Origin of the sequence: Emticicia sp. C21 (assembly GCF_003418935.1) — a bacterium.
Lineage (GTDB): Bacteria > Bacteroidota > Bacteroidia > Cytophagales > Spirosomataceae > Emticicia.
Genome location: NZ_QVMT01000014.1, coordinates 36,152 through 48,181, shown reverse-complemented (window position 1 = coordinate 48,181; position 12,030 = coordinate 36,152). Strand labels below are relative to the sequence as shown.

Genomic DNA, 12,030 nt, shown 5'->3' with positions numbered 1-12,030 from the left:
ATTATTCAACACGAAAAATCTGTGTGAAGTTCGATAGTAGAACTTTCTATATTTCCGTTTTGTTCGGTACAAAGATGTCATTTCTTTCAGTAAATTGTAGTCAGAATTTCAGATATTTTATCGGATAAACTGATTTTGCAGTCTGAGGAGTTTATTAAGAACTTAGAGTGTAATATATTTATGACGAGATAAATACTTACAATTGAACACATTATAGGCTAAAAAACGTTAGTAATGCATAAATGGCTTTTTATACTTTTTCAAGAAACACCTATTAATTTTTGACTATTGCTTATGGAAATTAAAGCGATAAATATTGGAGAAAAAATTCGTCAGGCACGCCTGCAGAAAGGTTTTTCGCAGGAAAATATGGCCGATATGTTAGGGGTTTCAACCACTGCTTATGGCGATATTGAACGTAATAAAACCGAATTAACCATTGCCAGAGCCACAGAAATAGCCAATTTACTAAAATCAAATCTATTAGAATGGTTGGGTGTAGAGCTGCAACCAGTAGATTTTGCTTTGGAAAAATTACAACTGGAAAACGAAAAACTAAAAGCAGATGTAGAAAAATGGCAGTTGGCTGCTCATTACTGGCGTGAAAAATTTGAGCAACAACGTTTATTGGGTGATTTGCTACGTTTGGGAACTCAACAATCAGAACCCCAGGAAGAACGCCAAAAGATTGGCTTCTAAAAATTCATCACATTTTTAAGGGTTTTCATAACATTATCAACTCATACAGTTAATTGAACCATAGCTTTGTTGAAAAATTACGAAAAAGCTATGCAATCATTTAAACAATTCAGACGCTTCGAGTTTTGGTTTATGCTTCTGGCATTTACCATTTATATCACTCGTCGTTTGTTTCAATTGGCCGCCCAGTTCGATAGAGATGTCGAACTGGCCGAGCGTTCCACCCAAAACGCCTCTGCCGATTTGCTTCCAAGAACAGTCCATGATGTCTGGGAAAGTCTGGTTTCTTATAATCATGTTCTTAATACTATTTTTCCAACCATTGCCGGTGGCATATTTTTCTTTTTAGCCTGGGCCACCTTTCACTATCTGGCGTTTCCTCGCTGGAAATCGAAAGGACAAGAGCAAAGTTTGTTTTTTACCTACTTGTTTCTGACGGCCGTTTTTAGTCTGGCAAGTATCTTTATTTATGATTTCTTTAAACTCTACTGGCGTTTCAGGTTAGATAATGCGGGTCAAATTATTGATTTTAAAGTTTATTCCTTATTTCGTAAAGCAAGTTTACTAACTAATACCATTGCTTTACTGGCTATTATAGGCTTGTATGAATTGGCTATGCAGTTTTATTATTTTATCAAAACTAAACTGCATGAAGAACCCGAGAAGAATTACCAATATCTCGACTATTTGCTGGTGACTTTTGCTGCTTTATTTATTTTGCTATTCGCATTGTTTGCGCAATTGCCTGTCAGTTACTGGAATGGAGAGCTTCGCGATATCGTATTTATAGCTATTGTGTTTGGCACTACTTATTTAGCTCAGGAGATTTTTACTAATCGGATAATGCCTTTTATAGCTAATCCGCGCTCAAAAGAGTTTTCGGTAGGTATTACCATATTTCTGGCTATTTGTGGCGTGGGTAGTCTCATTTTTTACGCCGTTCGATTAGTTTACTGGACTGCCAATGGCTTTGTGAGAATAGGTTTTCATTTCGAAGAATTTTTCATTGTATTTTTTATTATTGTTTTTGCGTCAGCCATAATCGCTTTCTTGAAAAATGTTTTCTTCAAAGAAAAACTGCAATTACGTACGCTCTTTACGCAAAAAACAGCTGAACTTTCTTCACTCAGGTCGCAGATAAACCCACATTTTCTATTCAATGCCTTGAATACCCTTTATTCGGTTTCTCTCAAAGAGAATGCTGATAAAACGGCAGATGGTATACAGAAATTAGGTGATATGATGCGCTTTATGCTCAATGAAAATAATCAGGACAGAATTCCGCTCAATAAGGAAATAGAATATCTGCAAAACTATATTGAGATACAACGCATGCGCATTGCTGAGTCTGACAATATCGAAATCAAGGTAAATATTCAAACATCAGACAGAGATATTTTTATTGCTCCCATGCTGCTGAATCCCTTCATCGAAAATGCTTTTAAGCACGGCATCAGTTTCCGTAATCCATCATGGATTTATATTACACTCACATTTGATGATACCAGGCTATACTTTAAAGTCCACAATTCGTTGCATGCTAAATCTGAACTGGATCCTGAAAAAGACAATAATGGCATAGGGCTGGAAAATGTACGGAAACGCTTAGACCTGATTTACAAAAACCGTTATGTGCTGGATATTCAGAAAAGCGAACAGGATTTCTTTGTTTCTCTTACAATTACTTATTGGTGATACTCTTTACAATATACAATTATGAAAAAGCTTATTATTATTACTATTATTTATTTTAGTGCCTTAGTCAATTCGCAGGCACAAAGCACAGCTACTCAAAAACTAGACTCGCTATTTACACAAATAGCTAAAAACGGTGATTTCAATGGCGGCATATTAGTAGCCGAAAAAGGTAAAATTATGTTCCAAAAAGGCTTTGGTTATGCCGATTTTGCTAACAAAAAAACTAATACGATTGACTCCCGTTTCAATCTGGCTTCTATTTCTAAAACTTTTACTTCGGTTGCAATTCTGCAATTAAAAGAAAAGAAGAAAATTAAATTGGAGGATACTTTTGCCAAATACTTCCCTGAGTTTCCATTTCCTACCATTACTATTAAACACCTGCTTTCGCATACTTCCGGCTTACCTGATTTAGAATTATATGAATCGGTAGTCAATGCCAAAGCAGATAGTATTATCAGAAATCAGGCGATTATTCCTATTCTAAAAAACTGGAATCAAAAACTCTATTTCGAACCGGGAGATAAATGGAAATATTGCAATACCAATTATGCACTATTGGCGCTATTAGTTGAAAAAGTAAGTAAAATGCCATTTGCCAATTATTTGAAGAAAAATATCTTAGAGCCTGCTAATATGACTGATACGTATCTGCGAATAGGCGCTATCGAAACTCCTACAAATCAGGTGGTAAATCATAGAATGATTACCTGGTATGATGATACTTATAAAAGCGTAGATTCTATCAGATTCGGAGCCATTAAATATTGTACTTATAACTGTGGAGGCACATATGGTGATAGCAATATTATGACAACCACTGCAGATATGCTGAATTATGACCAGGCATTGTATAGTGGAAAACTACTTTCGGAAAGTAGTCTGGATGAAGCCTTTACCCCTACCCGATTGAATAATGGCACTATCTATTACGACCCATTAGGAGATGAAATGTCTCTTTTAGGTAAAAGTTCTTATGGTTTAGGTTGGGAGATTTATGAAGATGCAGAGTTAGGAAAAGCCGTGAGCCATGGTGGTCATCTCTTTGGTCTGGCAACTAATTTTTATCGAAATCTAAGTAAGAATCAAACCGTAATTATCTATCAGAATGTAGAGTTAGAAAACCTTGCGTTTTATGGTAAAATAAAGGCTTCTTTAGAGATTCTGAATGGCAAAACACCTCAGAGGATATTCTATAAAAAATCATTGGCTCGCAAATATGGTTCTACTTTGATGCACCATGGCATTGACCGGGCCGTAACTATATTTAATGAACTGAAAACTGATATTACACACTATTATGTATCAGAAAAAGAAATGAACTGGTTGGGATATGATTTACTGTTTAAAGCCAATAAAAAGCACTATTCTTTAGAGACTTTCAAGATAAACACGCTTCTATTTCCGAATAGCTTTAATGTTTACGATAGTTATGCCGAAGCACTGAATGCCAATGGTAAGCGGGAAGAGGCTATTATTATGTATCAGAAATCGATAGCGATGAATCCTGATAATAAAGGTGGTAAAGAAATGTTGAACCGTATTTTAACCAATAAACCCTGAAACTGATATAAATCAATTTAATAAAAACACTATTTTTGTTTCTAAAAACCTGCTAATGCTAACCGCCATTGCCATAGATGATGAGCCTCGTGCCCTGGAAGTAGTAGAAATGCACGCTTCAAGAGTACCTTTTCTTGATCTGAAAGCCACTTTTACTGATGCTTTTGAGGCCATTCCCTATTTGCAACAAAATAAGATTGATTTATTATTTCTCGACATAAAAATGCCTGACATTTCAGGCATTGAGTTTATTCACATCCTACAGAAAGTGCCGATGGTGGTATTCACCACTGCTTATTCTGAATATGCAGTAAAAGGTTTCGATTTAGATGCCATTGATTATCTCCTGAAACCTTTTTCTTTGGCACGCTTTACCAAAGCCTGTAATAAAGCCTTAGAAATAAGCCAATTAACAAAAGAAAGTACCCCTGAGTTTGTATTTCTGAAAACAGGTTATGAAGAAGAAAAAGTCTTCTTTGATGATATTCTATACATAGAAGCCGAAGGCAATTATATGTCCTTTATATTAAAAAATAAAAAACTACTGAGCCGTCAGAATATCAGTGAAACGCTCAACTCTCTTCCCCCAAGTCAATTTGTCCGCATCCATCGTTCGTATATTGTAGCCATCAATAAAATTCAGAAAATTACCCGTCAGGCAGTCTGGATAGCAGGTAATGAAATTTCTGTTGGAGCATCTTATGAAGATAAATTAGTGGAGATTCGGGAGAAGCTTAAAAGTTAATATCATTAAGCTACCATTTGACGGAATAATATAAATATTCTTTATATTTGACTCCATCCCAGTCTTTTACCTAAAGGTGAACACTTTAGCCCTCTCCTAAAGGAGAAGCTTGGGCGAGGATTTTTTTAACCTCAAAACCCTCTCCAGAATGAAAGAAGCCAATGCTACCGGACTAGCCATTATCCGTATCATCACAGGTTTATTGATGGTCTATCATGGACTTGAAATTTTTCAAAGTTCTCAGATGCAGGAATACGCCTCCTGGGATTCAATCAAAGATATGCCTTTTCCGGCATTCTGGGCCTACTTAGGTAAAGGAGCAGAATTAGTTGGTGGAGTTTTATTAGCTGTTGGTTTCATGACAAGGACTGCAGCTATACTTATTGCCGGAACTATGCTTTTCATCACCTTCAAAATAGGGGGTGGCAAATTCTGGTATGAAGCCCAGCATCCCTTCTTATTTGTACTGCTGGCTTTGGTCTATTTCTTCACAGGACCGGGTAAATGGAGTGTTGATAACGCAAGAAAATAATGCTCTCCTTATAATTTTTTAAGGCAGTTTTTCATCCCTTTTTCAATTTGAGCATAGTTTTCTATCACTTTGCCTACATAAATAAAAGAAATATAGTAGGGTTTTGTGAGTAGTTCTTTATTTAGCCTATAAGCTTCTTTCATTCGTCGGCGAATCTGGTTTCGGTCAACGGCGTGTTTGAACTGACGTTTAGGTACTGAAAAAAGTACTTGTGTAATTCCTTCATCTGATGGCTTACCAACAACTCTGATTGGATAAGCAAAAGCACCTTCGTTGGCAGAATTTTTTCTGTCAAAAAGGCTGTCTATTACCTTTATACTACACAGTCTTTCGTTTTTTTTGAAAGTTTTTTTCACCAATCATTCAGTTGAGTCACATACAAAGCTAATAAAAAAGCCACCAGATGGTGGCTACAATATCTTGATTATGTCGCATTTACAAATCGTAAATTTTGAACTATCAAACTGCTAAAAACGAGATTATTTGTGTTTTTTCTCGTCAGAAACAGTCAATTTCCATCTGCCACGTGCACGACGTGCAGCCAATACGCGTCTGCCATTTGCAGTTTCCATACGCTCACGGAATCCGTGTTTGTTACGACGCTTTCTGTTTGATGGTTGGAATGTACGTTTCATTATATTAATTTATTTTTGTTCTTTTAATGCAAAATAACCCGTGCCTTTCATAACGGACTGCAAAAATACGTATTAATTTTTAGAAAGCCAACACAGCGGCAAAAAATTGTTTCATGCATTATAAAATTTATTCTAAAGAACGAACCTCACATTTTATTGATGTAGAGTGTTTTATCGATAATCTCACCGGTGATAAAGTTGAATTACAATTGCCGGCCTGGCGCCCGGGGCGCTACGAGCTACAGAACTTTGCCAAAAACATACAGACTTTCGAGGTCTTTGATGAAAGTGGAGAAAAATTATCAGCCCGAAAAATCGCCAAGGACAGATGGGAAGTATTGACTCATGGGGCAAAGAGCATCGTTGCTCGTTATAATTACTTTGCCCAAATCATCAATGCTGGAAGCAGCTATATAGATGAGCATACTTTTTATGTAAACCCTGTCAACTTATGTATCTATGCCGAAGGAAAAATTAATGAATCATGCACTGTTGAATTACATTTAAGAGAAAAAGAGAAAATTGCCGGAATTAACAATATCAGTTCTTCTCAGGAAAAAGGCACTCATCTACTTCATTTTGATGATTTTTATCATCTGGCAGATAGCCCATTTATTGTAAGCCCTACGCTTAAGCACGATTTTTATAAGGTTGGTAAAGTAAAGTTCCATCTCTGGTTTGAGGGTAATTTTCAGCCCGATTTTAAGCGCATTAAAGCAGATTTCAAGAAATTCACACAAGAGCAAATCAATGTTTTTGGAGAATTTCCTGAAAAAGAATACCATTTTCTGACATGGATACTTCCTGTCCCTTATTATCATGGGGTAGAGCATAGAAGTTCAACGATGCAGGTCTTAGGTCCAGATAGTCAGAATTTTGAAGAATTATATATTGATTTATTAGGGTTGGCATCTCACGAACTCTTCCATACCTGGAATATCTGCAAGATCCGTCCAATCGAGCTTTTACCTTACGATTTCACTAAGGAAAATTATTTCCAGACCTGCTTTGTAGCTGAGGGAGTAACTACCTATTATGGCGATTTGATGCTGAGCCGCTCAAAGGTTTTTGATGAAACTCAGTACCTAAAAGAACTGGAAGCATGTTTCAAACGCCATTTTGACCATGCCGATAAGGCGTCTCAATCACTTGTTGAATCATCATGGGATTTATGGCTGGATGGCTATAATCCGAGTATACCAGACCGCAAAGTATCTGTTTATCACAAAGGAGCAATTGCTGCACAGATTCTGGATTTACATATCAGAAAAGTATCAAGCCATACACTCTCTTTAGATGATGTAATGAAACTGATGTGGGAGCAATTCGGAAAACCTTTTAAAGGTTATACAATGGAAGATTATCAGCTGATATGTGAGGAAATAGCCAACGAAAAACTAGACTGGTATTTTGATGTGTGCATTAAAGGAAATGAATCTCTCTTCGATTTACTGAATCGTTATCTGCAATTACTGGGGTTAGAAGTGATAAGAAACGAAGAGGGTATTATAAGCCTGTCAAAGACAACAAATTAGACTGATTGTTTGATAAATCAACAGGCATTTTTATACTTTGCATCACAAACTAAAACTCAAGTATGATTTTCACTTCAAAAACATTTTTACTAGGCGCTTGCATCGGTTTAAGTCTTTCGTCTCCGCTATTGGCGCAGATACAACAGGCCGATCTGGTTGTGCACAATGCTGTTGTTTATACGGTTAATAATCAGTTCAGTACTACAGAAGCCTTTGCTATAAAAGACGGTAAGTTTATTGGCGTGGGTAGCTCAAAAGATATATTAGCTAAATATAATGCCAAACAAAAAATAGATGCTAATAGAAAACCTGTATATCCGGGGTTTTATGACCCGCATAGTCATTTTCTGGGTTTAGGGCAAATGCTCAACCAATGCGATTTAGTAGATACTAAATCTTATGAAGAAATTATTGAGCGTTTAAAAAAGTTTGCAGCAGAACATCCAGACCACCAATGGATTATCGGCCGTGGATGGGATCAGAACGACTGGCCTGTAAAAGTTTTTCCGACTAAAGAATTATTAGATAAGGCCTTCCCGAATAAACCTGTACTTCTGACCCGTATTGACGGTCATGCTGCCATTATTAATTCAAAGGCTATCCAACTAGCCAAAATCTCGCCTGCCAGTAAAGTAAATGGTGGTGATGTAGAAATAATAGACGGACAATTAACAGGTATTCTGGTTGATAATGCCATGGGGTTGGTTAGAAGAGTAATCCCTAGCTCAACCGGGAAAGAAAAGCAAGCTATGCTTCTGGCCGCTCAGAAAGAATGCTTTAAATATGGCTTGACTACGGTTTCTGATGCAGGTTTGAATCAGGATGATATTGAGTTAATAGATAAAATGAATAAAGCGGGAACACTTAAAATACGTAACTATGCGATGGTGTCTCTGGGTATCCGTAATCTTGAGTATTTTATCAAAAAAGGCATCTATAAAACCGATCGCCTTAATGTGCGTTCTTTTAAACTTTATGCCGATGGAGCATTAGGTTCTCGTGGTGCCTGTTTACTTAAACCTTATAGCGATGAACCTACCAAAACCGGATTTCTATTATTGAGTCCTGCTGAATTAGAAAGAAGCCTGGCAGCTATTTACAATTCAGATTTTCAAGCCAATACACATTGTATCGGAGATTCAGCCAACCGTTTGATTCTGAATTTATATGGCAAATTATTGAAAGGTAAAAATGCACGTCGATGGAGAATAGAGCATAGTCAGGTAGTATCCAAAGAAGATGTACCTAAATTTGGCAGATATTCAGTTATTCCATCAATTCAGGCCACACATGCTACTTCTGATATGTATTGGGCTGAAGAACGTCTGGGCAATGAACGTGTAAAAACGGCCTATGCGTTTCAGGATTTATTGAAACAAAATGGGGTAATTGCCAACGGAAGTGACTTCCCTGTCGAACATGTGAACCCATTATTTGGTTTTCATTCTGCAGTGGTACGTCAAGACGATAAAAATTATCCTGACGGAGGGTTTCAGATGGAAAATGCACTGAGCCGCGAACAGGCCTTAAAAGCCATGACTATCTGGAGTGCCTATGCCAATTTTGAAGAAAAAGAACGTGGCAGCATTGAAAATGGGAAAATGGCAGATTTTGTAATATTAGAAGCCGATATTATGAAGGAACCCAAAGAAAAACTCCGCAATATTAAGGTGAGCAATACCTTTGTTGGCGGCGAGAAAGTTTATTAAATGTGCATTAAAATAGCCTTTATGCTATTCAACGAGTGCAACAATCCTATAAATTTACGAAAATTAAATTTACACAAACGCTATGGTAAAAGTACTTTTTGTTTGTCTGGGCAACATTTGCCGTTCTCCGGTTGCCGAAGGGGTCTTCAATGACCTGATTCAAAAACACAATTTAGAAGATAAAATCTCTTGTGATTCGGCAGGAACTAAAGGTTGGCATGCGGGACAACTTCCCGACCATCGGGCTATTAAAAATGCCTTAGATAATGGCATTGCCTTAACTCATAAAGGCAGAGAGATTCATGCAACTGATTTAGATGCTTTTGACCACATTGTAGTGATGGACGAAAGTAATTTTAAAGACGTGTATGAAATGTATTACAAAACAAAGAATACAACTCCCTCTACCGAAAAACTCTTCTTACTCCGCGATTACGACCCGAAAGTAACAGGCGTAAAAGAAGTCCCTGACCCATATTATGGTTCAGAATTAGATTTTGAGGAAGTTTATCATATTATACAAAGAAGTTGTAAAGCTTTATTGGATAGTCTGATTGAAAAACATAGACTGGTAGAAGAAACTATTTAAGAGTAATTGCGAATGGTGAATAGCGAATTAGCAAATATTTGAAAAGCAAATCTGCACCACATTATTCGCTGATTCGCCATTCATAATTCACGATTAAAACAATCACTAAATGCTCAATCTTCCGGATTTAGATATTGAAAGCGAGATAAACAGAGAGTTCTCAAAGGCCCAGGTAACCAAAATTGCCAACTATATCGGTGCTGATACAGAACGCTTTGCCATTTTAATGAATGTTTTCCTACGAGGTCAATACATCAATACCCAAAAAGCAGGTTGGGTTTTAAGCGAATGTGCCGATAATTATCCCCTTCTGATTATTCCTTATTTCAGGAATTTTATTCAGAAATTACAAGAACCTCATGCTACTGATTCTGTCAAAAGAAATATTATACGGGTATGGCAGTATGTAGATATACCCGATGAATACATCGACGATATTTACGACATCTGCTTTGGTTTTATTAATAGCAATGAAGCTATTGCCATCAGAGTTTTTTCTATGACTGTCTGCTACAACATTTCAAGAAAAATACCTGAACTTAAACAGGAGTTACGATTGATAGTGGAAGATGTACTGATGAAAAATCAGGATGGTTCGGCAGCTATTCTAAGCAGAGGAAAGAAGATTTTAGCAGACTTGAAGAAAAAATAAGTAAATTTGTGGAGTAAAAATTTATGAGGCTTTTGTGCCATTAACCGTACCCCAAGGCATGAAAAGTTTCTAATAAAACTACCTTAATTGAGGTTTAGGGGTAAAACACTATGAACAAGAAAGTAATTTTAATAATCCTTGATGGCTGGGGAATTCCCAAACCGGGCGAAGAATGGCGCTCTGCCATTGATGCCGCTCATGTACCTTATTTCAGAAAATTAATGCAAGAATATCCGCATAGCACTTTAGAGGCGTGTGGACGTGCAGTGGGTTTGCCAAATGGGCAGATGGGTAACTCTGAAGTAGGACATATGAATTTAGGTGCCGGCCGCGTGGTCTATCAGGAATTAGAGAAAATAAGCATAGCGGTAGAAGAAGGTAAATTAGCTAAAGAACCAGCTTTGGTTGATGCCTTTGCCTACGCAAAAACCAATAACAAAAAAGTACACTTTATCGGCCTGGCTTCTGATGGTGGTGTGCACTCTCATATTGAGCACTTGAAAGGACTATGTAGTGCTGCAAACGACTATGGTCTATCAAATGTATTTGTTCATGCGTTTACTGACGGGCGTGATTGTGACCCTAAAAGTGGCAAAGGTTTCCTGACTGATTTGCAAGCACATTTAAGCCAATCTACAGGTAAAATCGCTACAGTTGTGGGTCGTTATTATGCGATGGATAGAGATAAACGCTGGGAGCGTGTGAAGCTGGCCTATGATGCCATGGTACGCGGTGTGGGCGATAGCAAAATCACTATTGAACAATTATCAGATTCTATCCAGAATTCTTATGACCAGAATATTACTGATGAATTTTTGAAACCGATGGTTATCACGGAAAACGGTGCACCGGTTGGTTTAATTGAAGAAGGTGATGTAGTAATGTGTTTCAACTTCCGTACTGACCGCGGCAGAGAAATAACAGAGGTGCTAACGCAACAGGATTTCCCTGAATATGAAATGAAAGCCCTTCAACTATATTATGTCACCATGACTAATTATGATGAGTCTTTCCATAATGTACAAGTGATTTATGAGAAAGATAATCTGACTAATACATTGGGAGAGGTTTTAGAAAGAGCGGGTAAAAAGCAGATTCGTATTGCTGAAACAGAGAAATATCCACACGTGACATTCTTCTTCTCAGGTGGTCGTGAAGAACCATTTGCAGGCGAGAGCCGCTTGTTATGTCCATCGCCAAAAGATGTGCCTACTTATGATTTAAAACCACAAATGGCAGCGTATGACATTGATAATTCGATTCTTCCTGAACTACAAAAACATGAGGTCGATTTTGTTTGTCTGAATTTCGCTAATCCTGACATGGTTGGTCATACGGGTGTATTCAGCGCAGTAGTTCAAGCAGTTGAGGCGGTTGATAAATGTTTGGAGCAAGTTGTAGATACGGCTCTTGAAAATGGCTATACCTCTATCGTAATTGCCGACCACGGTAATGCCGATTATATGATTAATGATGATAAAACGCCTAATACACAACACTCTCTTAATTTGGTACCGTGTATTATTGTAGATAAAAACGACCGTTTTCAGGTGAAAGATGGTAAATTAGGAGACATTGCCCCTACCATCCTGACTTTGATGGGAGTGGAGATTCCACAAGAAATGACCGGAAATGTGTTGATTTCTTAAAACTTATAAATAAGTGCGAAGCGA

The 12,030-nt window shown here is 37.3% G+C and carries 12 protein-coding genes; 10 read left to right on the top strand and 2 right to left on the bottom strand.

Features of this window, described 5'->3' with window-relative positions:
- Positions 1-294: 294 nt before the first annotated feature.
- The 5 genes from D0T08_RS23540 (at position 295) to D0T08_RS23520 (ending at position 5,237) form a co-directional block, all read left to right on the top strand.
- Positions 295-699, top strand: a complete 405-nt coding sequence (locus tag D0T08_RS23540; protein ID WP_116985212.1) for a helix-turn-helix domain-containing protein — start codon at positions 295-297, stop codon at positions 697-699.
- Between the two features lie 90 nt (positions 700-789).
- The gene (locus D0T08_RS23535; protein ID WP_116985211.1) at positions 790-2,394 is read left to right on the top strand and encodes a sensor histidine kinase; all 1,605 of its coding nucleotides are present in this window, start codon (positions 790-792) and stop codon (positions 2,392-2,394) included.
- 21 nt (positions 2,395-2,415) lie between these two features.
- Complete coding sequence (locus D0T08_RS23530) at positions 2,416-3,960, top strand: serine hydrolase (RefSeq protein WP_116985210.1); 1,545 nt, start codon at positions 2,416-2,418, stop codon at positions 3,958-3,960.
- Positions 3,961-4,015: 55 nt separating this feature from the next.
- Positions 4,016-4,705, top strand: a complete 690-nt coding sequence (locus tag D0T08_RS23525) for a LytTR family DNA-binding domain-containing protein (protein WP_116985209.1) — start codon at positions 4,016-4,018, stop codon at positions 4,703-4,705.
- Positions 4,706-4,853: 148 nt separating this feature from the next.
- The gene (locus D0T08_RS23520) at positions 4,854-5,237 is read left to right on the top strand and encodes a DoxX family protein (protein WP_116985208.1); all 384 of its coding nucleotides are present in this window, start codon (positions 4,854-4,856) and stop codon (positions 5,235-5,237) included.
- Between the two features lie 8 nt (positions 5,238-5,245).
- Here D0T08_RS23520 and D0T08_RS23515 read toward each other — a convergent pair whose 3' ends face one another.
- Positions 5,246-5,593, bottom strand: coding sequence for a ribonuclease P protein component (locus tag D0T08_RS23515; RefSeq protein ID WP_116985207.1), 348 nt, complete (start codon positions 5,591-5,593; stop codon positions 5,246-5,248).
- 123 nt (positions 5,594-5,716) lie between these two features.
- Positions 5,717-5,872, bottom strand: coding sequence for a 50S ribosomal protein L34 (gene rpmH / locus D0T08_RS23510; RefSeq protein WP_116985206.1), 156 nt, complete (start codon positions 5,870-5,872; stop codon positions 5,717-5,719).
- A gap of 113 nt (positions 5,873-5,985) precedes the next feature.
- Here rpmH and D0T08_RS23505 point away from each other — a divergent pair, with 113 nt between their 5' ends.
- From D0T08_RS23505 to gpmI, 5 genes are all read left to right on the top strand, one after another.
- Positions 5,986-7,407: a M61 family metallopeptidase gene (locus tag D0T08_RS23505; protein WP_116985205.1), complete on the top strand. Its 1,422-nt coding sequence runs from the start codon at positions 5,986-5,988 to the stop codon at positions 7,405-7,407.
- A gap of 62 nt (positions 7,408-7,469) precedes the next feature.
- A complete protein-coding gene (locus D0T08_RS23500; RefSeq protein WP_116985204.1) occupies positions 7,470-9,116 on the top strand; it encodes an amidohydrolase in 1,647 nt (548 codons plus the stop codon).
- An 82-nt stretch (positions 9,117-9,198) separates the two neighbouring features.
- On the top strand, positions 9,199-9,705 hold the full coding sequence (locus D0T08_RS23495) for a low molecular weight protein-tyrosine-phosphatase (RefSeq protein WP_116985203.1): 507 nt from the start codon (positions 9,199-9,201) through the stop codon (positions 9,703-9,705).
- A 109-nt stretch (positions 9,706-9,814) separates the two neighbouring features.
- Entirely contained in the window at positions 9,815-10,357 is a 543-nt protein-coding gene (locus D0T08_RS23490) for a hypothetical protein (RefSeq protein ID WP_116985202.1), read from the top strand.
- Positions 10,358-10,467: 110 nt separating this feature from the next.
- Complete coding sequence (gpmI, locus tag D0T08_RS23485) at positions 10,468-12,006, top strand: 2,3-bisphosphoglycerate-independent phosphoglycerate mutase (RefSeq protein ID WP_116985201.1); 1,539 nt, start codon at positions 10,468-10,470, stop codon at positions 12,004-12,006.
- The last annotated feature ends 24 nt before the right edge of the window (positions 12,007-12,030 follow it).